Source organism: Luteimonas sp. GW821-FHT14E02 (assembly GCF_058803905.1).
On sequence record NZ_JBXAPK010000006.1, the window covers coordinates 141,148 to 163,414 of the forward strand.

At 66.1% G+C, this 22,267-nt stretch carries 15 protein-coding genes; 5 read left to right on the forward strand and 10 right to left on the reverse strand.

From position 1 onward, the window contains the following. Positions 1 to 45: 45 nt before the first annotated feature. The 7 genes from AC1RNP_RS11685 to AC1RNP_RS11715 form a co-directional block, all read right to left on the reverse strand. A complete protein-coding gene (locus tag AC1RNP_RS11685; protein WP_493051438.1) occupies positions 46 to 534 on the reverse strand; it encodes a hypothetical protein in 489 nt (162 codons plus the stop codon). Further along, positions 531 to 731, reverse strand: a complete 201-nt coding sequence (locus tag AC1RNP_RS11690) for a PspC domain-containing protein (RefSeq protein WP_493051439.1) — start codon at positions 729 to 731, stop codon at positions 531 to 533. The genes AC1RNP_RS11685 and AC1RNP_RS11690 overlap by 4 nt, the downstream gene beginning before the upstream one ends. Before the next feature lie 32 nt (positions 732 to 763). Beyond that, positions 764 to 1,264, reverse strand: coding sequence for a YfeK family protein (locus AC1RNP_RS11695; RefSeq protein ID WP_493051440.1), 501 nt, complete (start codon positions 1,262 to 1,264; stop codon positions 764 to 766). Next, complete coding sequence (locus tag AC1RNP_RS11700; protein ID WP_493051441.1) at positions 1,239 to 2,306, reverse strand: class III poly(R)-hydroxyalkanoic acid synthase subunit PhaC; 1,068 nt, start codon at positions 2,304 to 2,306, stop codon at positions 1,239 to 1,241. The genes AC1RNP_RS11695 and AC1RNP_RS11700 overlap by 26 nt, the downstream gene beginning before the upstream one ends. 1 nt (position 2,307) lies before the next feature. Beyond that, positions 2,308 to 3,549 (reverse strand): class III poly(R)-hydroxyalkanoic acid synthase subunit PhaE, encoded by a 1,242-nt coding sequence (phaE, locus tag AC1RNP_RS11705; RefSeq protein WP_493051442.1) that lies wholly within the window; start codon positions 3,547 to 3,549, stop codon positions 2,308 to 2,310. 86 nt (positions 3,550 to 3,635) lie between these two features. Beyond that, a complete protein-coding gene (locus AC1RNP_RS11710) occupies positions 3,636 to 4,256 on the reverse strand; it encodes a CDP-alcohol phosphatidyltransferase family protein (protein WP_493051443.1) in 621 nt (206 codons plus the stop codon). Positions 4,257 to 4,352: 96 nt separating this feature from the next. Next, the gene (locus AC1RNP_RS11715; protein ID WP_493051444.1) at positions 4,353 to 6,206 is read right to left on the reverse strand and encodes a 3-hydroxybutyrate oligomer hydrolase family protein; all 1,854 of its coding nucleotides are present in this window, start codon (positions 6,204 to 6,206) and stop codon (positions 4,353 to 4,355) included. A 96-nt stretch (positions 6,207 to 6,302) separates the two neighbouring features. Between AC1RNP_RS11715 and AC1RNP_RS11720 the strand changes: the two genes are divergently transcribed. Next, complete coding sequence (locus AC1RNP_RS11720; RefSeq protein WP_493051445.1) at positions 6,303 to 6,968, forward strand: response regulator transcription factor; 666 nt, start codon at positions 6,303 to 6,305, stop codon at positions 6,966 to 6,968. Between the two features lie 140 nt (positions 6,969 to 7,108). Here the strand turns inward: AC1RNP_RS11720 and AC1RNP_RS11725 are convergent, their stop codons facing one another. Then, positions 7,109 to 10,474, reverse strand: a complete 3,366-nt coding sequence (locus AC1RNP_RS11725; RefSeq protein WP_493051446.1) for a hybrid sensor histidine kinase/response regulator — start codon at positions 10,472 to 10,474, stop codon at positions 7,109 to 7,111. A 232-nt stretch (positions 10,475 to 10,706) separates the two neighbouring features. Beyond that, positions 10,707 to 12,935, reverse strand: coding sequence for a TonB-dependent receptor (locus AC1RNP_RS11730; protein ID WP_493051447.1), 2,229 nt, complete (start codon positions 12,933 to 12,935; stop codon positions 10,707 to 10,709). A 200-nt stretch (positions 12,936 to 13,135) separates the two neighbouring features. Here AC1RNP_RS11730 and AC1RNP_RS11735 point away from each other — a divergent pair, with 200 nt between their 5' ends. The 4 genes from AC1RNP_RS11735 (at position 13,136) to AC1RNP_RS11750 (ending at position 19,282) form a co-directional block, all read left to right on the forward strand. Continuing rightward, positions 13,136 to 14,539, forward strand: a complete 1,404-nt coding sequence (locus AC1RNP_RS11735) for a GntP family permease (RefSeq protein ID WP_493051448.1) — start codon at positions 13,136 to 13,138, stop codon at positions 14,537 to 14,539. Beyond that, complete coding sequence (locus tag AC1RNP_RS11740; RefSeq protein ID WP_493051449.1) at positions 14,536 to 15,735, forward strand: esterase/lipase family protein; 1,200 nt, start codon at positions 14,536 to 14,538, stop codon at positions 15,733 to 15,735. The genes AC1RNP_RS11735 and AC1RNP_RS11740 overlap by 4 nt, the downstream gene beginning before the upstream one ends. Before the next feature lie 270 nt (positions 15,736 to 16,005). Beyond that, the gene (locus AC1RNP_RS11745) at positions 16,006 to 17,805 is read left to right on the forward strand and encodes a DUF1800 domain-containing protein (protein ID WP_493051450.1); all 1,800 of its coding nucleotides are present in this window, start codon (positions 16,006 to 16,008) and stop codon (positions 17,803 to 17,805) included. A gap of 10 nt (positions 17,806 to 17,815) precedes the next feature. Continuing rightward, on the forward strand, positions 17,816 to 19,282 hold the full coding sequence (locus tag AC1RNP_RS11750) for a DUF1501 domain-containing protein (RefSeq protein WP_493051451.1): 1,467 nt from the start codon (positions 17,816 to 17,818) through the stop codon (positions 19,280 to 19,282). A 74-nt stretch (positions 19,283 to 19,356) separates the two neighbouring features. On the opposite strand, the gene AC1RNP_RS11755 is transcribed toward AC1RNP_RS11750, so the two are convergent. After that, positions 19,357 to 22,065, reverse strand: a complete 2,709-nt coding sequence (locus AC1RNP_RS11755) for a TonB-dependent receptor plug domain-containing protein (RefSeq protein ID WP_493051452.1) — start codon at positions 22,063 to 22,065, stop codon at positions 19,357 to 19,359. Between the last annotated feature and the right edge of the window lie 202 nt (positions 22,066 to 22,267).

Consider the following 22,267-nt stretch of genomic DNA (forward strand, 5'->3'; position numbering starts at 1 on the left):
TGACCGTTCGTCGGCACTTCGTGCGTCAATCATTTGAAACTTTGATTACACGCGCTGCGCGCGTCCCCGCGCGAACGGCCACCAGCCGCGCCCTTCGCGCGCGTAACGATCGGCGGCGCGTTCGAAACGATTGCGCACGCTGATGCCCCCGCACAACAGATACAGCGGCAGGAACAATGGACCCAGCGTCATGTACTGGTAAACATGTGCGCGCTCGTGATCAGCGAGCAGGATCTCGGGTTCTTCGCCGAGTCCCGCGCGATGCGCATACGTGATGCACGTGGCGTCGAGCGTGTCGCCCGTGTGCAGGATGACGTTGCCGAGCGTGAGCGCCCCGCCCGGCCCCCAGGGCCAGTTGTGGAAGACAAGCGCAAGGTCGGAACGCCGCAGATGCACATGCGCGCCGAACGCTATTCCGACGAAACCCAATACCAAACCGATCAAAGTGTTCGGCAGCGCCCAGACGATCCCGCAGACCTGCAACGCGCGCAATCCGGCGCGCGCGAACCACGTGCGCGTCGGCTCGGCGCTCAATCGTCGCCTTCCGGCATCAACAGCCACAGGATCAGATACACGAGGATGCCGGGGAACGCCGCCGACAGGACCGACACCGCGACGTAAAGCACCCGCACCAGCGTCGAATTCCAGCGAAGGCGGCGCGCGACGCCGCCGAGCACGCCGGCCAGCACGCGATCGTTGATGGAACGGGAAAGAGTTCGTGGCTGGCTCATCGGATACGACAGCGGCTGGCGACGGAGGCAGTCTAGCGCGTCCCGCCGCCGCGCTGGCGTCGCAGCTCGCGCTCGAACCACTCGGATGCCGGAATCGACGCCTGATCGCCGCAGCGCATGTGATAGGCCTTCCCGCTGATGCTGCTGCGGGTCGCGGCGCGCTCGATGAACTGTTCGGCCGTTCCGGCCGTGTCGCGCTTGCGCAACCAATCGTATTTCCGCTGCAGATGCGACTGTGCGGCGGCGGCCTCGTACCACTTCCCGTTGCGTTCGAACTGACAACCCGATCGGCCGACGGCCTGGATCAAGCCATCGATTTCCTTCGGCGCTTCGGCAGCATTGACGCAGACGGAAACTGCGCAAAGCACTCCCAATAGAAATATTCGATGCCATCCATGGTGCAACATCATCAGCATGGAAGGTCCTGCCCCCTCGCCGCGCTGACGGCGCGGCTCGAAATCCCTGGCCGGGCCTTCGGAATCGCAGCCGATGCCGATAGGGCATCGGCTAAGCGCGATCCCGAAGCCACTCATGGATCGCTCCCGGCACTTCCTTCTGCGCGCGGCTCGACACGTAAATGCCGATGTGGCCGCCGCGGAACGAAAGCTCGGAATAATCGCGACTGCCGATCAGACCCTTCAGCGGCTTGGACGCCGACGGCGGCACCAGATGATCCTGCTCGGCGAAGATGTTCAGCACAGGCATTTCGACCAGCCCGAGGTGCACTTCACGCTCGCCGATCGTGATGCCGCCGTTGACGAAGCCATTGCCTTGATAGAACTGCTTCACGAACTGGCGGAAGGCCTCGCCGGCCTGATCGGGCGAATCGAAGATCCACTTCTCCATGCGCAGAAAATCTTCGACCGCACGCTTGTCGTCGAGGATGTCGACGAGCCCGACGTACTTCTGCACGAACAGCCGCCACGGCTTGAGCGTGAGGTAGCACAGGTTCATCGTATCGGCTGGCACGTTGCCGAGCGTGTCGACGAACAGGTCGACGTCCATGTCCCGCACCCAGTTCGACAGCATGTTGTCATCGGTGTGGAAATCCACCGGCGTCACCATGGTGATCAGGTTCTTGATCTTGTCCGGATGCAGCGCGGCGTAGCACAGTGCGAACGCGCCGCCCTGGCAGATGCCGAGCAGGTTCACGGCATCGAGACCGTGGGTGTCGCGCAGATAATCGACGGCACCACCGATGAAGCGTTCGATGTAATCCTCGAGCGTGAGGAAGCGATCGGAACGGTCCGGGTAGCCCCAGTCGATGATGTAGACGTCCTCGCCATACGCGAGCAGATTGCGGACGATCGACTTGTCGCTCTGCAGATCGACCATGTACGGACGATTGACCAGCGCATAGCTGATCAGCAGCGGCACTTTCGCGGTGGGTGCCTTCTCGCCGATGAAGCGGTACAGCACCGTCTTGCCATCGCGCCAGACTTCCTGCCGCGTGGTGGCGCCAAAGTCGACATCGTCCACCTCGCGCAAGGTGGCAAGGCCGGCGCCGAGTTTCTGTTGCAACGTGGCGGCTTCCTCCGCCAGCGCGTCGGCGCTGAAATTGAGCGGACCGTTCATCTCAGCGCCCCTTCTTCGCGGATTTCGCCGTCTTGGTCGTACCTGCCGACATCGGCTCCGGTGCCAGCGGCGTGGGAATGCCGGACATGGCGAACAGCGGGCCGCGCTTCACGCTGCGCGCCGCATGCGTTTCCTTGGCGGCCGTCTTCTTCTTGGCGGGTTCGGTGGCCGGCGCGCGCGCCGGCTTGCGTCGCGCGGAAGCACCGGTTTTCGGCGCGCGTGGCGATGGCTTCTTCGCTTCCGTGGTGGCGGTCACCGTGTCCGCATGCGCGGCGGAGGCATTGGACGAAGGTTGGCCTGCGGACGCACGTCCCTGGCTTTCGCGCAGACGCCGCATCTGACGTTCCAGTTCGACGATCTTGCGATGCGCGCCATCCAGTTCGGTGCGCGTGGGCATGTCGAACAAGGCGCAAGCCTGCTCCACCTCGCGCTGGATGCCCGCGCGCAGACGCATCTGCGCATCGACCATCTTGCCGTAGACCTCGCGGAACTCCCGCGACAGGGCGATCTTCGCGTAGGCGTCCTCGGCCGCGTCGATCCAGAGATCGAACAGCGCGCGCGCCGATTCAATCGGTTTGCCGCTTTCCGCGCTTTCGGACAGCTTGCGCTCGAACAGTCCGCAGGCGCCCTCGGTCGCCTTGAGCATCAGCACGTTGTAGTCCTGGGTGCGCTGCTGGTAGTCGAGGTGCGCCTGCGCCAGGTGCTGCCAGCGTTCCTGGTGTTCACGCGACAGGCCGAACGTCGGCATGTGCAGCCAGGCCGCGCCTTCGTGGCGCCAGGCCTCCATCGTATTCATCCAGGGCGCGGCCTGGGCGAGCCAGCGCTCGAAACTCTGCGCGCCCTGCCCGTGCATCGAACCGGTGACGTGCGCAACAAATGGATTAACACCTGGATTGCCACCCGCCGCGCCCATCATGCGCTTCCAGGCCTGCGCGATCTCGCCCGCACCCGCATCGCCGCCGGCGAACTGCGCCGCCAGCTGCTGCATCTGTCCGAGCCAATGGCCGGCCTGAGTCCTGAGCCGTCCGACCGCGTCGTTCGCCTCCGGCAAGCCGCCCTGCGCGAACGCCGCCCAACCGTCCAGCGCGGCCTGCCAGGGCGAAGCCGGCGTGGGCCGTGGCGGCGCGAAGCCGGCACCGGACGCCATGCCGCGCAGTGCCTCGTTCCAGGCTTTCCAGTACTGCCGGGTGAGCGCGTCGAAACCGTCCGGCGCGCCGGCGCCGCCTTGATAGCCGTCCTGCATCACCGTCCTCCGAAACCTGTGCGCGATGATAACAATGCCCGGCGACAGGAAACGTTCGCCAGGTGTTGGGTTTCCGGGCCGCGGCCTCAGAGTTTGGGGATACGCAGCGTCTTGCTGATCATCATCGACCCGGACAGGGCGTAGAGCAGCGTCAGCGGATGCAGCTGCCACGGCCCCAGCGACCAGACGCCAAGCCACAACGCCTCGCCGATGTGGCCACCATAAGCGGCGATCGCCAGCACGATCACGATGGCGAGGCTGGTCGGGATCGGCGTGCCTTCGAAATATTTCACCTTGTCGCCGCCGTCGGCCAGGGTTTCGGCGGTGACGTTGTAGCGCGCAAGGCGGCTGACGCCGCAGCCGACGAAGTAGCTGAGGATCACCCAGTCCCACCCGCCCTGCAGGCCGCAGGCGTAGCCCAGCGCGGCCGGCGCGACGCCGAAGGAGATCACATCGGCGAGCGAATCCAGTTCGCGCCCGAGCGTGGACGCCACCTTGCGCCAGCGCGCGATCCGGCCGTCGAGCGCGTCGAAGATGAAAGCCAGCGGGATCAGTGCCATGCCGATCATCAGGTCGCGGACGACACCGTCCTGCAGGAAGCGCATCGCCGCGAACACCGCCCCCGTGCCGCAGAACGCGTTGCCGAGGGTGAACCAGTCGGCGAGCTGGAAGTCGCGGAGCATGGAGAAATGGCGGGGGCGCTGCATGACGGGGTCCGGCGTGGAAAGCGACAGCGTGCCAAATTCCGCGTGCGTGTGGGGCGATCCCTCCAGGATCGCCGCATTCGTCACTCTTTTCCGCCGCTAGCGCGGTAGCGCCAGATGCTCCGCGGCCAGCGGCTTGCCCGCGCCGCGCGGCGTGCTCTCGACGACGGCATCGGCGGGCATGCGCGCGGTGCCGTCGAGCACGGCGTCGACGCGGTCGAGCGCGGCATACACATACGGCAGCAGCGGCACGTACTGCGCGGCATAGCCCGGGAAGCCGAGGAAGGCGTCGAAATGCTGGGCGTGCCGCACCTGCCAGTAGCGCACATCGCGGCCGGCGGCCTGCGCCTTGGTCACCCATGGCCGACTGCTGAAGGCGATCGGCACCAGGCCGTCGTCGATGCCATGCACCACCAGCACCGGCAGGTCGCGGCGCGGCAAACCGGCGCGGACCTCGGCGATGCCCTTGCGCACGCGTTGCGCGTCGGGGCTGTCGCCGTCGTTCAGCGCGCGCAGGCATTGCAGGCCGGCGAAGCCCAGATCAGGCAACGCCGCCTTGGCATCGACCAGCCCCACCGCGGCGCCCGGTGGAATGCCGGCCGCATCGCTCCACCACGCCGCACGCTCCTCGGCGGTGGCCGCGCGCGGGCGCAGAGCCTGCCCTGGACTGGATCCGGGGTCGGCGCCCTGGGCCGAGAAGGAATAGCCGCAAGGGTGTTCGCCCACGCCATAGCGCCCATAGGCCGAGGCATAGGTGGCGGCGATCGCGCGCCACAGATCGAAACCGGTCGAGGCCACGCCGGCACGCAGCGAGCCTTCGCTCCAGCCGTTGTCGAGCATGCGCCGGTAGGCCGATGCCGATTGCGCGGCGACGTCGTCGCCGTCGATCAGGCCGGCGGTCTTGAGCGAGGCGCAGCGGGCCGTCCAGAACGGCTCCACCAGGGCGCGCTGCGGCGGTTGCGCGAGATCCTTCAGATGCAGCAAGGCGCAAGGCATCAGCAGCGCGGCTTCGGTGCTGTAGTCGTAGAGCGAACGCGCGCCCTCCACCTGCACGTTGGGTTCGCCGGCGACCACCGCATCGAGCCAGTCACCTTCCAGTTCGGCCGCGCGCAACACCGCGCCGCCGCCATTGGAAATGCCCACGGCGATCACGCGCGTGTTGTCGAAGGTGAAGGGCGCGGCGCCGGGCATCGCCTCGCCGAGCGCGTGCAGCGCGAACTCGGCGGCCTGCTTCACGTGCCGGCCCCAGTCGGCCTCGGGATTGTCGAGCGAATGCGCGTGCTTGAAAGCCACGCCGGAGGCGTTCACCGGCGCATCGGGCACGAAGGCCAGATCGGTGTCGACGCCGAGCGCGCCCGGCGTGCCGTCGGCGCGCGCGCCTGCTTGCGCGTCGAGATCGAAATAATCGGTGCCCGCGCCCTTGTCGGTGTACGCCACCGCGCAGCCCTTCGGCAGGCCCCAGGCGCCGGCGACGGCGATCGCGCCATAGATGCCGCGCGAACCGGAGGACGCGGTCACCACCACGCAGCGCTTCTTCGCATCGAAGGTATCGGGCACCTGCACCAGCACGCGATGCGGCTGATGCGCGCCCGGCACCTTGGCGTAGGCCGAGTATTCGCGGCCCGGCACCGCGGCCAGCGTTCCGTACAACTCGCCGAAGCCGCCGCCCGGCGCCAGATCGGCGATGCCGCGCCAGTTGTGCCAGATCGCACGCCGTCGCAGTTCGGAAGCGCTCGGATGGGCGGCATCGGCGAAGGCCGTCGGCGTCATCGCGCGCAGGCCGTCGCGGCCGAGCCCGGCGCTGAGCAGATCGTCGGTGCCGCGATGCTCGCTGCTGCGTTCGGACGTGAACATGAAAGGCTCCGTGGCGCTGCGTTGCGGCCCGCTGGCGCAGGCACCGAGCAGCAGGACAAGGGGCAGGACGGCGCTGGCGCGAATGGGAAGTCTGGTCATTCTGAAACGCTAACAGGCGCCGGGCGGGCGTTCATCGTACTTTGGTACCACGACACGCGTGCGCGCACCGGCTCCGATTCCTGCCAGAATCGGGACATGCCGCTCCTGCTGATCGCCGACGACCACCCGCTGTTCCGCGCCGCCCTGCGCCAGGCCGCGGCCGACGCCGTCGACGACCTGCAGGTGCGCGAAGCCGATTCGCTGGATGGCGTGTTGGCGGCGCTGGACGCGGAACCGGGCATCGACCTGGTCCTGCTTGATCTGCACATGCCCGGCAATCACGGCCTGGCCGGGCTGGCCGCCATCCGCGCGCAACATCCCGGCGTGGCGGTGATCGTGGTCTCGGCCAACGACGACCCGCAGGTGGTACGGCGCGCGCTCGATCACGGCGCCGCCGGCTACCTGCCCAAGAGCGCGGGCCTGGACGAACTGCGCGAGGCGATCCGCAGCGTGATGGCCTGCGAGCAGTGGTTGCCCGCCTCGCTGCGCGCGGCGGTGGCGCGCGCGCAATCGTCCGGCTACGACAGCGCGCTCGCGGCGCGGCTGGCCAGCCTGTCGCCGCAGCAGTTCCGGGTACTGGCGCTGGTGGCGGAAGGATTGCTCAACAAACAGATCGCCGATCGGCTCGACGTGCAGGAACGCACGGTGAAGGCGCATCTTTCGGCGATCTTCGATCGGTTGGGCGTGCGCAATCGCACTCAAGCCGGTGTCGTGCTGCGCGAATTGGAATTGCGTGATCCGGCACGGCAGATCGCATCCTGAGCTTCAACGCGTCATCCCGGCGAAAGCCGGGGTCCAGCTCTTCGGCGATTGATTGAAAAACTGGATCCCGGCTTTCGCCGGGATGACGAGTACAAAAGTCCGGGCGATCGCAGCTGCAAGCAGCTTGACTTCTAACTGCCTTACGCCGCACGTGCGGCAAGCAACCTGTCGAGCACCGATTTCAGCGCCAACGGCTTGAGCGGCTTGGCCAGCAACGGCAACCCCGCTTCATGCACAGCGCGGCGCACGGTCTCGCCGCCATCGGCGCTGAGGATTAGCACCGGGCGTGGGCCAAAGCGCTGCGTCAGCCGCGCGTGCAGCGCGGCGCCGGTATCGCCATCGTCGAGGTGATAGTCGAACAGCCATAGCGCCGCTTCGCGCTGCGTCAGCGCCGCCTCGGCCTGCGTGCCGTTGGCAGCCGCCGTCACCTCGCAGCCCCACCCTTCCAGCAGCGCGCGCAGCGATTGCAGCGCCGCCGGCTCGTTGTCCACGATCAGCACGCGCGTGCCGGCGATGCCGGCACGTCCCGTCGTCGCCACCGCCTGTGCGCGCGCAGCCACGCGTGGCACCGACAGCGCGAACACGGTGCCGCTACCGACGCGACTGCGCAGCGACAACGGCGCTTCCAGCAATCGCGCAATGCGATCGGCGATCGCCAGGCCAAGGCCCAACCCCTGCCCGACCGCGCCCTCGCCGCGACGGAACTCCTCGAAGATCGCCGCGCGCTGCTCCTCCGCGATGCCGGGGCCGGTGTCGTGCACCTCGATGCGCAACAGACCACCGTCGCGGCGAACACCGAGCAGCACGCCGCCACGGGTCGTATAGCGCACGGCATTGGCAAGAAAGTTCTGCAGCACGCGACGCAGCAATTGCGGATCGCTGCGCACCCAGGCCGCGGTCGGCACGCAGGCGAAGCTCAACCCGCGCTCCGCCGCCAATGCGCGAAACTCCGAGGCCAGCGGATCGAGCACCTCGGCCAACGGGAACTCGCGCGGCTGCGGCACCAGTCCGCCCGCTTCCAGCCGCGACATGTCGAACAATCCGGTGAGAAGATCGGTTGTCGAATCCAACGCACCACGAATCTGGATCACCGCCTCGCGCTGCGCCGGCCCGACGATCTGCTGCGAGAGCGTGTCCGTGAACAGGCGCGCGGCATGCAGCGGCTGCATCAGGTCGTGACCGACGGCGGTAAGGAAGCGACTCTTGGCATCGTTGGCATGCTCGGCCTCGCGCTTGGCCGATTCCAGCAGCGCGGTGCGTTCGCCCACGCGCTGCTCCAGTGTTTCATTGGCCTGGCGCAGGCCGCGTTCGACGCGCCGGAACGCGGTGACGTCGGTGAAGGTCGCCACGAATCCGCCGCCCGGCAGCGGATTGCCGCGGATTTCGACGATGATGCCTTCCCCGCTGTTGCCATCGGGCATTACCCGCTCGGACAAATGCGGTGTGCCGGCACGCATCCACGCCAGGCGCCGCTGCAGCGCGTGCTCGATCTCGTGTTCGGGCAGCAATCGCCGCAAGGTCCAGCGGCTGAGATCGGCGATCGGGCGGCCCACCTGCAACAACTCCGGCGGATAGCCGAACAATTCGGCGTAGCGGCGATTCCACGCCACCAGCCGCAGTTGTGCATCGACCACGCTGATGCCCTGGCTCATGTTCTCCAGCGCGCCTTCGAGCAAACGCTGGTTGAAGCGCAGATCCTGCGAGGCCTCGCCGACGATCGTGGCGACGGTGTCAAGGTCGGGACCGATGTCAGGCCCCGCCTGCCGACGCGCGGCATCGAGCAGCAGCCGCGCAGACGCGCTGCCGAGCACGGCGGCGAGCTCACGCTCGAGCCGCGCTTCGATCTCCGCCGGCACCGGCCCGCTCTCGGGCGCATCGCGGAGCAATTCGTCGACGCTGCGCGCGGAAAGAAAACGGCGTCCGGCACCACGCAACGTGCGCACATCGGCGCCGCGCGCGACCGCGCGTGGCGCCACGCGCACCACCGCCACCGACAGTGTCGCCAACGTGCCCGTGAACAAGCTGGCGCCGACCGCGCGACCGAGCCGGCTCCAGCCGGTCAATCCGAACAATGCATCCGGCGACAGCCACGTCAGGCCCATCGGGCCATGTCGCAGCCAGTCCGCGCCGTCATCCGTGCTCCCGCTCGCGCCCGCCCACATCGGCGCCAGCATCACCCAGGCCCAGGTCGCGAAAGCGACGAGTACGCCGATGCTGGCCGCGCGCGCCGGCGTCTGCGGTCGCCACACCGCGAAAGCCAATGCCGGCGTCAGCGTCGCCAGCGCCGAGAACGACACCGCGCCGACGTCGGCGAGCGCGTCGTTGCCCGCGATCAACCGGCTGTACGCCCAGGCCAGCAGCATGATCGCGACGATGCCGCCGCGCCGCAGCAGCAGTACGTCGCCGCGACGATCGGTGTCGCCGCTTCTGCGCCCGCGCGACCACGCACCGCGCAGCAGGCCCGGCGCGAACCAGTGGTTGCCGATCATCAGGCTCAGCGTCAGCGTGCTCACCACCACCATGCCGGTGGCCGCGCTCAGGCCACCGAGGAAGGCGAACAGCGCCACGCTTTCGTGCCCGCGCGAGAACGGCAGCGCCAGCGCGTACATGTCCGAGGGCACGCTGTCGCCGAGCAACGCCGCGCCCGCGCGTGCCAATGGCAATGCCGGCAATGCGATCAGCAGCAGGTACAACGGAAACTGCCAGCGCGCGGTGCGCACGTCACCCTCTTCGCGGCACTCGACCACGCCGACGTGGAACTGGTGCGGCAGGATGAACATCGCCAGCGCACCGAGCAGCACCAGCGGCGCGAAACCATCACTGGTTTGTTGTGCGGATGGAGGCGGCGTCTGCGGCAACGCATCGAGTCCGAACCAGACGAAGGCGCCCAACGCCAGCATCGCCGCCAGCTTGAACAGGGATTCGAACGCGATCGCCAGCACCAGCCCGCGATTGTGTTCGACCGCACTGGCACGGCGCGTGCCGAACAGCATCGCGAACAACGCCATCGCCAGCGCCACGTACAGTGCGCCGTCGCGCCAGAACGACACTTCGGCGACGGCACCACCGCCGGTCAGCGTGGAAAAGCTCATCGTCACCGCTTTCAGCTGCAGCGCGATGTACGGAATCAGCCCGAGCGCGGCGATCAACGTGACCACCGCGGCGAGCCACGCGTCCTTGCCCAGGCGCGTGGCGATCAGATCGGCCAGCGAGGTGGCATTGGTCTCGCGCGCAAGCCGGACCAATCGCATCATGAAAGCGACGGCCAGCGCGTAGAACGCGATCGCACCGAGAAACGTCGGCGGCAGCGGCCAGCCGTAGCGCGCAGCCTGGGTGACGGTGCCGTAGAACGACCACGAGGTGCAATGCACCGCCAGCGACAGCGCATAGACGTGGCGCCAGTGACGCGCCAGCGTCGCCGGATGCCGCTCGCCGTACAAGGCCGTGCCGAACATCAGCGCCAGCCACAGCACCGCGGCCAGCACGACAACGCCGATGCTCAGCATCGGTGCGATCCTGCTTGCACCCAGGATGCTGGCATCCGGGATGCCTGCGCTCGCGATGATTGGATCCTGTCCATGCCTGCCCCCGCCTCACGCGGGAGCATAGCGGCGGACGCGACGGAAGTCGCGATGCGTCGCAGCGACGGCACCGTGATGCGGCCTGGCCACCCGGGGCAGTCGCCGCATCCCTGCGGCCGCAGCATCCCCTGCTGAAACCCTTTCCTTGATTGCTGCCTCAGAATTCGTAACGCGCGCTGAGCATGTACTGGCGCGGCGCGCCGTAGAAGCCGGTGAGCACGCCGTAAGCGGCGATGTTGTAACCCGTGGTGCGGTATTCCTTGTCGGTGAGGTTGCTGCCCTGCAGCGAGAACGACCAATGGTCGTCATGACGCCAGGTCACACCCGCACCGAGCAGGCCGTAAGCGCCTTGCCGGATCAGCGGGCTCAGGTCAGTGGTCGGCCACACCTCGCTCTGGTAGCTGTAGCCCACGCGCGCCGACAGATTGCCGCCGTTGGCCAGATCGGTGCGGTATTCCACGTTGAGCGCACCCGAGAAATCCGGCGCATTGGTGAACTTCTGCGTGTCGGCAACGTTGACGCCGGCGGTGATGAACTCGTCGTACTTGGCGTCGAGCCAGGCCAGGTTGCCGCTGACGACCCAGTTCGGCGTCGGCAGGTACTGGAATTCGACTTCAGCACCATCAACCGTGCCCTTGCCGGCGTTGGTGAAGTCGCCGAAGAAGCTCTGGCTGCCGTCCGGCAACGTGTAGGAGGTGAACACCGACAGCTGGATGTCCTTGTACACGTTGTGGAACAGCGACAGGTTCAGGAACAGGCGCTGATCCAGCAGCGACATCTTGCTGCCGATCTCGTAGCTGTCCACGGATTCGTCGTCGAAGGGCTCGCCCGAACGCGGCACCGCGGTGGTATTGGCGCGGATGTTGAAGCCGCCCGACTTGAAGCCGCGGCTGGCCAGGCCGTAGATCATGATGTCCGGCGTCACCTGGTAATCCAGCGAGATCTTCGGCGAGACGTTCTCGAAGCTCACCGTCTTGTCGAAATTGGCCGCCGTGCCCCAGGCCGTGTCGTAGTTGCCGTTGGTGTAGAAGCGGTTCAATGCGATCGCGTGCTTTTCCTCGTCCGTGTAGCGCGCGCCGACGTCGAGCTTGAGGCGATCGGTGAGATCGAACGTCCAGTCCGCGTACAGCGCCACGCTCTTGGTCAGCACCTTGCCTTGTGTATCGCCGTACAGCGGATTGGTCAGCGAGGGCGGCAGGAACGGATTCTCGAAATGGTTGCGCACCTGGCCGCCGGCTTCGCCGTCGAAGAAGTACAGGCCCATCACGCCACGCGCGCGGCCGCCGGCGTCGTAGTTGGCCTGCAATTCGTGGCTGACCTGCTCGTCGTTGTAGAACGCCAGCACGTCGACCAGCGGCAGCGGCGTCTCGTCGAAGTCGATGTTGGTCTCCGTATCGGATTCGCGCTTGGCGACCACGTACTTGAACGCCCAGTCCGCGTTCGGGCGCCAGTTGACCGTGGCCGAGGCGCCTTTCATGGTCGTGTCATTGACGTTGGGCATGCCGCTGCGGATGTCGTAGCGATCGCTCAGCGGCGGATAGGCCGGCGCCAGCGGATTGGGCGCCAGCAGCTTGGCGCCGCGCACGCCGGACTGATCGTCCAGCCAGTCCACGGCGAACTGCACGTCGAACTGCTCGGTGGCGAACGCGCCGAGCTGGAGGCGGACCGCGTTGATCTCCTTGTCGCTCACTTCCTGATCGTTGACTAGGTTCTTGCCGAAACCATCGCGGTTGAGGCTGGCCACCGACAGGCGCCCACGCAATGCCTCGCTGCCGCCGATCGGGCCGCCGATCGCCGCCTTGGCGTCGAGCTGGTTGTAGCTGCCCACGGTGATCTGGCCGAAACCGTGAACCTCCTTGGGCAGTTCGCGCGAGATGTACTTGATGGCGCCGCCGATGGTGTTCTTGCCGTACAGCGTGCCCTGCGGTCCGCGCAGCACCTCGATGCGGCCGACGTCGAACACATCCAGCAGCGCGCCCTGCGGCCTGGCGATGTAGACGTCGTCCAGATAGATGCCCACACCCGGATCCACGCCCCACAGCGGATCGGCCTGGCCGACGCCGCGGATGTAGGCGGTGGCGGTGCTGCTGGAACCGCGCGCGGCGTAGATGGTCAGGTTCGGCACCTGCGCGTCGAGATCGCTCAGATCCTGCACGTTGAGCTTGTCCAGCAGGGCCGGCGTGAACGCGGTGACCGCGACCGGCACGTCCTGCAGCGTTTCCTCGCGCTTGCGCGCAGTGACGGTGATGCTGTCGAGCGTGGTCGCGGCGGCACGGTCAGGCTCGGCGGGCGCGGCCGCCTCCTGCGCATGCAGCGCGGGAGCGGCCGACAGGCCCAATGCGATGGCCAAACTGAGTGTGCTGTGCTTGCGGGTGGCGCGCGTCATCGAAGTCCCCTCGACGGATATGGCGATACGCGCGACCGATCGCCGCGCGCAGACGGTGGCGACCAACGGCCGCCGATGGGGCAAGACTCTAGGCTTGGCGCGGGGATGCCCGCATCGTACCTTCGGACAATGGGCCGGTATCGGCCGCGCGCCGACACTGCCCCCCGCGATGCGCGGCCTCCACGCGCAGGGATCGTCGAATGGCTTTTGTGATCGTTCTGGCCGCGCTGTGTTTCCTGATGTTCGTCGCCTATCGCGGCTACAGCGTGATCCTGTTCGCGCCGGTCGCCGCGCTGGGCGCGGTGCTGCTGACCGATCCGTCGCTGGTGGCGCCGATGTTCACCGGCTTGTTCATGGACAAGATGGTCGGCTTCCTGAAGCTGTATTTCCCGGTGTTCCTGCTGGGTGCCGTGTTCGGGAAGCTCATCGAGCTTTCCGGGTTCTCCAAGGCAATTGTTTCTGCCGTCATCAAGGTGGTTGGCGCTCGCCGCGCCATGCTGTCGATCGTGCTGGTCTGCGCGCTGCTCACCTACGGCGGCGTGTCGTTGTTCGTGGTGGTGTTCGCGGTGTATCCGTTCGCGGCCGAACTATTCCGCCAGGGCAACATCCCCAAGCGCCTGATCCCGGGCACCATTGCGCTCGGCGCCTTCACCTTCACCATGGACGCGCTACCGGGCACGCCGCAGATCCAGAACATCATTCCCACCTCGTTCTTCGGCACCGACACCTGGGCCGCACCCTGGCTCGGCACGCTCGGCGGCGTCTTCATCCTCATCGTGGGCATGACCTATCTCGAATGGCGCCGCCGCAGCGCGCTCGCGGCCGGCGAAGGCTACGGCGATGCGGCCGCACTGGTGAACGAACCCGCGCCGTTCACCGGCGGCAGGCTCGCCAATCCGATCCTGGCGATCCTGCCGCTGATCGTGGTCGGTGTCGCCAACAAACTGCTCTCTGTCTGGATTCCACAGGCCTACGGCAGCAGCCATGAATTCGTCCCGGCCGTTACCGGCAAGGCGGCGCCGGTGGTGCAGGAAATCTCGAAGGTCGCGGCGATCTGGGCGGTCGAGGGCGCGCTGCTACTCGGCATCGCCACGATCCTGGCCTTCGCCTGGAAGCCCGTGCTCACGAGCTTCGCCGAAGGCAGCAAGTCGGCGATCGGCGGCGCCCTGCTCGCATCGATGAACACGGCATCGGAATATGGCTTCGGCGCGGTGATCGCCGCCCTGCCCGGCTTCCTGATCGTCGCCGATGCCTTAGCTTCGATCCCGAGCCCGCTGGTGAACGAAGCCGTCACCGTCACCGCGCTGGCCGGCATCACCGGTTCGGCCTCCGGCGGCATGAGCATCGCGCTCGCCGCCATGGGCGAGACCTTCATCGCCAACGCGCATGCCGCCGGCATTCCGATGGAAGTCCTGCATCGCGTCGCCGCGATGGCCTCCGGCGGCATGGACACGTTGCCGCACAACGGCGCAGTCATTACCCTGCTAGCCGTCACAGGCCTGACCCATCGTCAGGCGTACAAGGACGTCTTCGCCATCACGATCGTGAAGACGCTGGCCGTATTCGTGGTGATCGCCCTGTTCCACCTGACCGGACTGACATGACCCCACCGCATCACGGCGACGATCTGCGCGGTATCAACCGGCTGACCGTCGACGCGATCACCGGAGTCGTCGATCTGGTCGAACAGATGCATGCCAGCATCTTGCAGTTGCCAGGCATCCTGGCCAAGCCTGTGCAGGGCCCGACCCGCGGTATCCCCGGATTGGTCTACCGCGGCATCCGCGGCGTCACCGGCGTTGTCGGCAACGGACTCGATGCGATCATCGGCAGGCTCTCGCCCCTTCTCGACAGGATCGGACCGCTACCGCAACGCGAAGCCGCCATCGCGGCACTCAATGGCGTCCTTGGCGATCATCTCGACGCCTCCGGCAATCCGCTCGCCATCACGATGGCGCTGCGCAGCGGCGGTACGTCATTGCCCATGCATCGCGGCAGGCTCGCCGCCGCACTGCCCGCATCCAGCGGGCGATTGCTGGTGTTGGCGCACGGCTTGTGCATGAACGATCTGCAATGGAACTACGGCGGGCACGATCACGGCGCGGCGCTGGCGCGGGATCTCGGCTGCACGCCGGTCTATCTGCGCTACAACAGCGGCCGCCATATCTCCGAGAACGGCCGCGACTTCGCGGCGCTGCTGAAGCAACTGGTGCGGCATTGGCCGGTTCCGGTCGAACGGCTCGACATCGTCTGCCACAGCATGGGAGGCCTGGTGACACGCGCCGCCTGCCTGGTCGCGGAACGTGAAAGACATGCCTGGCTGCGCAGCCTGAGCACGTTGGTGTTCCTCGGCACGCCGCACCACGGCGCTCCGCTCGAACGCGCCGGCGGCTGGGCCGACATGCTGATCGGCATGAGCCCGTACAGCGCGCCCTTCGTGAGGCTCGGGAAAATGCGCAGTGCCGGAATCCAGGACCTGCGCTACGGCAACATCCGCGACGAGGATTGGCGCCAATACAATGGCGATCATCTCGATGATGTTCGCGTGCCGACGCCGCTGCCCCGGAATGTAGCGGCTTACACGATGGCCGCCAGCACCGCGCGACAACGTGCGCGCAAAAACCAACTGCCCACTGGCGATGGCCTGGTTCCCGTTTCCAGCGCTTTGGGCAAGCATGCCAATACGGCGTTCGACCTGCAGCTCCCGAAAGCGCGGCAGCGGATCTTGTATGACATCCACCATCTTGACCTGCTCGGCGGAGGCGACGTCTATCGCCAGCTCAAACGCTGGCTGGCGTGACCCGCCAAGAAACATGACAGATGCCACATTCCGCATCGTGATCAGGTAGCAGCGGCGTCAATTCAGCGAACGACAACGGACTGTTGATCATTCTTTTTGAACATTTCCCTCCTATACTCGAAAACAGGGGATATGCCAGGGGGAAACCGAATGTCTTCTCTGAAATTCACGGATACGGAGAGATTTCTCCGTCGTCCCGGTCCTGTTGATTCTTCGGGCAAGACACCGCCGGCGCCAAGCGCATACAGCGGGAGCACATCGGGTGGAAGCATGCCTAGCGGAATCGCACCCAGCCAGGCCAACATCCGCGCAATGCTGGAAAAACGCTACGGCCACGGCAAGCCGCTGCATTACCGGCCCAATCTGAAGCAACCTCCCCTGAGCCCGTCCGCCCTCAAACAGAGCGCGGCCAGCCGTTCAGGCACCGCCCTGAATTCGGCGATGGCGATCCCGCCGATCTCATCGCCGCTTCCCCCAAGACAGCCCACCGTTCCCCAATTACCGGTACCGCCATTCGCGGTGCGCGTGCTCAACAACCTGAGTTTCGGCGTGACCGCCGCCGAAATCACCGCATTCAACGCGCTGGGCAGCAGCGATACCGCGCGGCTCACCGCCTACGTCGACAAGCAGCTGAACTGGAGCGCGATCGACGACAGCGCGGTCGAATCACGGCTCACCGCCGCCGGCTACAACACACTCGGCAAGAGCCTCACCCAGCTCTGGGCCGATCACGTGCTGCCCGACCCGACGTGGGACATCCGCATGCGACCGGCCTGGGAAGTGCAACGCGCCGCTCTCGTGCGCGCGGTGCATTCCAAGCGGCAGTTGCGCGAAGTGATGGTCATGTTCTGGCATGACCACTTCAATGTCATGGCCACGGATTTCTCCACCGGTCCGGTCTACGTGCATTACGACCGCGACGTGATCCGCCAGCACGCCTTCGGCAATTTCCGCGCGATGCTCGAATCCGTCGCCTCCAGCACCTCGATGCTGTACTACCTCGACAACCAGTCGAACACGCGCGCCGGCCCCAACGAGAACTTCGCGCGCGAACTGCTCGAACTGCACACCTTCGGCAGCGAGAACTACCTGGGCCTGATGGACCCGTTCCAGGTACCCCCGTGCCCGGAAGACCCGAACTTCCCGATCGGCTACACCGACATCGACGTCTACGAAACCGCCGCGGCCTTCACCGGTTGGGCGATCAAGAACGGTCACTGGCAATTCCCGACCGAGAACGACGGCACCTTCGTCTATCGCTCCACCTGGCACGACACCGGGCCGAAGTATCCGCTCGGCATGTTCCTGTATCCCGAACAGGCCGCGCTCAAGGACGGCCGCGACATCCTCGACCGCATCGCGCAGCATCCGCGCGTGGCGAAGTTCATCTGCAAAAAGCTGATTCGCCGTTTCTTCACCGACACGCCCGATCAGGCCCTGATCGACAGCGCCGCGGCCGTGTTCCGCGCCAACTGGCAGCGCACGGACCAGATCAAGCTCACCCTGCGCCACATCCTGCTCTCCTCCGCCGCCTACAACAGCTGGGGACAGAAGATCCGGCGGCCGTTCGAGGCCGTCGCCGCTGCGCTGCGCGCGCTCGGCAGCCAATGGACGCTACCCATCGGCCAGCCCGGCGACGAATACGCATGGCGGATGGGACTCGCGGGCCATACGCCCTACGACTGGCCCTCGCCCAACGGTTATCCGGACACGGCGGCGGCATGGTCGGGCTCGAACACGTTCGGCATGACCTGGAACCTGCTCGGCTGGCTCACGGAGAAGTCGATCGACACCGTGCCGATCGCACCGATCCTGGCCACCACCCGCAGCAGCGTGACGCAGTGGACATCGCGCAACCTCGTCGACTTCTGGTGCCAGCGCATCCTCGGCTACCTGCCGGCGCGCCGCCAGATCCTGGTCGATTTCATGCGCCAGAACGGCGCCGAGACGGAGGTCATCACCGATACCGACACGTGGTCGCTCAACGACCTGAGGAAGCACTACAACCAGCAACGGCTGCGCAGCATGGTCGCGATGATCCTGCTGTCGCCCGAATTCTTCGCGCGCTGAGGAGGATGCCATGTCACGACTGATCCTCAATCGCCGCGAATTCCTCAAGGGCTGCGGCGCCACGGTCGCTGGCGGCGTCGCCGGCCCCGCGCTGTTCTTCTCCGATCCCGCCTTCGCCGCGGTCAACTCCTACGACACCGTCGTGCACGTGTTCCTGCGCGGCGGCATCGACGGGCTCAACCTGGTGCCGCCGATTGCCGGCAACGACCGCACGTTCTACGAACAGGCGCGACCGGACCTCGCCATCGCCGCGACCGGCACCTACGCCGCGCTGCCGCTGACGCTCGCCGACGGCAGCGCCACGGGCTTCGGCCTGCATCCCTCCGCGACTGGCCTGCGCGACATCTGGGTCGACGGCAAGCTCGCGATCGTGCAGTCCTGCGGCATGCTGACGACGGTGACGCGCAGCCATTTCGATGCCCAGCTCTATCTCGATCTCGGCACGCCCGGGCAGCACAGCGGCAGCAGCGGCTGGATCACCCGCGCCTGGAACACGCAGCCCGGCACCATCGGCAACGAAATCATGCCGGCGCTGGCCGTCAACAGCCGCACGCCGGCGAACCTGCTCGGCGCGACGCAGGCGCTCAGCATGGGCAACCCGCAGGACTTCGCGCTCAATGCAAGCGCCTGGGCATGGCAGAAACGACGCGACGGCGATCCGGCCGGCTACAAGGGCGTCAGCGAAACGCTGGCGTCGCTGTGGGCCGGCAACACCGCGCTGGAAGCGAGCGGACAACGCGCCGACCGGTCGCTGCGCGTGATCGCGGCACAACCCTACGCCGCGCTGCCGACAGGGTGGCCGACGACCGAATTCGCGCGCCAGCTGTGGACGGTGGCGCAATCGATCCGCTTCAACCTCGGCATGCGCTATGCCGCGATCGATCTCGGCGGCTGGGACACGCACGACAGCCAGGGCACCGCCGGCAGCGGCTACCACTACTATCAGAACAAGATCGCCGAGCTGTCGCAGGCGCTGACCGCGTTCTACGCCAATCTCAAGGCGGGCGGCGAGATCGGACGCGTGACCGTGATCGTGCAATCCGAATTCGGCCGCCGCGTGCGCCAGAACGGCAGCGGCGGCACCGATCATGGCTACGGCAATCCGCTCCTGGTGCTCGGCGGCGCGGTCAACGGCCGCAGGATGTACGGGCAATGGAAGGGACTGGATCCGGAAGTGCTGTCGTCCTACTTCGGCGATATTCCGGTCACCACCGATTACCGGCGCGTGCTCTCGGAACTGCTGATCCAGCGCATGGGCAACTCGCAGATCGGCACAGTGTTCCCCGGCTACAGCGGCTACGTGCCACTCGGCCTGTTCGCCGGCAGCGGCCTCACGCCGCCCCCAACAGGCACGCTGCCCGCGCTGCCCGGCACGCCTACGCGCCGCATCGAAGTTCCGACGAGAAGAATCATCTCGACGAAGCGGCGCACGTTCTACTGGCATGTGCTGCGTTGGCTGGAGCTGCTGTTCAAATAATCGCGCTGCCACGCCGATGACGCGGCAGCGGAGCGCGCCGGCCATATCTCTGGCCGGCGCGCTTTGCGTTTGGCTCACTCGAAGTGCAGGTTGTACTCCAGCCAGAACTGCCGTCCGTAAGGATCGTAATTGCCGACCGGGTAATACGGCCAACCGCCCTCGCCCGTCTTGTCCAACGGCGGATGCGTGTTGCGGAGGTTGTTGACGATGAGCGACAGCGTATTGTTGTCGTCGAACCGATAGCCGACGCTGCCGTTGTAGAGCATGTAGGGCGCGATGCGACCGGTGCCATCGGCATTGGGCAGACTGCCGTAGCGGATGCCGTAGAGCGTCGCCGACCACGGTCCGCGCTGCCAGCTCACATTGCCGTTGAGCTTGCTGCGCCAGTCGTAGAAATCGAGTCCGTTGCGCATGTCGGTGGTATCGGGATCGTCGGGAAACTGGCGATATTCATGCTTGATCACCAGGCTGTAGGCCAAGCCGCCACGAAAATCGCCGTAGGCGCCGGCATTCCAGCGATAGTTGGTCTTCAGGTCGATGCCGCTGACCCGCTCGTAGGACGCGTTGATCGCATTGGTGAGCACGCGCCGGACCTGGTCCGGCTGCACGGAAGCATCCGGAGGATTGCGCAGCACGCGACTGATCGCATCCTGGCAAAGCGGCGAATTGATGTCGCGCGGTTCGCCGCCGAGGGTACTGCCGAGGCGGCAATCCGCTTCGGTGCGCAGGATGCGATCGGTATCGAGATCGGTGACCTGATTGTCCAGACGGACGTTGTAGTAATCCACGGACAGATCGAAGTTCTGCGAGGGTGACCACACGAAGCCGACACCGTAGGATTTTCCGTTTTCCGGCTTCAATTCCGGGTTCCCGGTACTGGTGTAGTCGATCGCCAATCCCGAGTAATCACATTCGTCATACGGCTGCCCGGCGGTGCGGCAACGCCAGTAATCGGTCATGCCGGGGTTGTAGCCGCGCGTCTCGGCGGCGAAGACATAGTTCATGTCCGGCGCGCGGAAACTGGTGGCGGCGGTGGCGCGCAGCAGCAGGCTCTGCACGGGACGGAACTCGAGGCCGGCATTCCATGTGCTCTTGCTGATCTTGCGGCCGCCGAAACGGAATTCGTCATAGCGCGCTGCCGCGTTCGCCGTCAGTTTCTCGAAGACCGGCACCTTGATTTCGGCGCCAATCGCATAACGATCGCGTTCGCCGCTGGCCGGCACGCCCGCGGTCGTATTCCAGAAGACGCCCTGCCCCAGTCTCGGATCGGGCCTGTTGCTGTAGCCCTGCTGTCCCGCCTCGACCACGGCGGCCAGATCCACACCGCCCGCCGGCAAGTCGAAGAGCTTGCCGTTGACAGTGAAGCTGAAATTCTCGATCCAGGAGCTGTTGACGCTCTCATAGCGGCCGGTCAGCGCGTCGTATTCGGAAGGATTGAGCGGCCTGTAGAACCGTGACAGATCCGGGTTGTAGACGTTGATCCCATCGATCTCACCCAGCTTCGGACCGAGGAAAAACTCGTTGACCCCAGCAAGCAACGCGCGCCGCCTGGTGCGGTTCTCGTAACGCCCGCGATTGTAGGCGGCCTCGTATCCCCAGCCGGAATCACCGAAGCTACCCTTCGCCCCGACCGTGAAGGCCCAGCTTTTCTCGAAGTAACGCCGATTGTTGGCATGCGCCGATGTGATTTCCTCGGGCATGAAGTCGCGACGCAGGATTTCGGTATTCCCAGTTGCCTGGTTGATGAAATAACCATTGCTGCTGGCATCGGAAGTCCAGGTCGGCACGCTGGTGTTGTTCTGGATGCTGGCGATGCCGAGCGCGACGTCGGCGAAGAGTTCAGTGCGATCGTTCAAGTGCCAGGTCAGGGCGCCGTAGGCATCGGCGTTCTTCTTCTCTGTCTGGATAGTCCAGTACAACGGCCGCGCTTCGTAGCTGCCGCAGTAGTAGCCCTGCCTCGGATTGAAGGCGCGGAACACGCTGTCCCCCGCCAGATAGCCAGCCGCCGAGCAGGCTTCCTCGCCCGGATCGATATAGCTGTTGCGCGACAGGTCGGCACGACGGCGCGTGAACACCGCATACGGCAATCCCGGCACTCCGGTGGGCTCGTCGGCATAGGAATCCATGTAATCACGCTGCGAACCCCAGATCGGCTTGCGATGCAGGAATTCAATGCCGTACACCACATCGATGGTGTCGTTGGAGAACCCGCTGGTGAACTGCAGGCGCTGGTTCTGCCCGCCGCCTTCCTGGGTGCCACCGATGCGCACGTTGAGATCGCTGCCGTCGTAATGCTTCTTGAGAATGATGTTGACCACCCCGGCGACCGCATCCGATCCGTACACGGCCGATGCGCCGCCCGCCAACACCTCGATGCGCTCGATCAGGGCGCTGGGAATATTGGCCAGATTGACGATACTGAGCGATCCCTCGTATGCGAGCGGATAGTCGGCCAGACGCCGGCCATTGAGCAGGATCAGCGTGTGGTTCGGCCCGAAACCGCGCAGGTTGATGGTATTGGCCGCCGGGGTGAAGGTGTTGCCGAAATCCTCGCCCTGCACCGACCCGTTGTTCTGGACCAGCGAACTGATCGCATCGAACACGCTGCGGAAGCCCTGTGCATCGATTTCCTCCTTCTTGATCACCGTGACCGGTGACGGCCCCTCGAGTGTCGCGCGCGGGATGCGCGAGCCGGTGACCACGACGTTCTCCAGGCTGGTGATCTCGCCCTGCGATGCGGGTTTCGCGTCCTCCACGGATTGCGCGACAGCGGCACCGGACAACCCGGCGAGAAGAAAAAGGGATGCCCACGACAATGGGCGTCGCGATCGTCTTGCGGCGTACATTCGATGTCCTCAACGGAAAATGCGGCCCCTGCGCGCGCAATCGTGCGGGGAGCCATGCGACGATTCTGTCTTTGCTGCACCGCGGCATACAATGAAGGCACGTCATGTCGTGATACCCGACACTTATTTGCGACCCGCG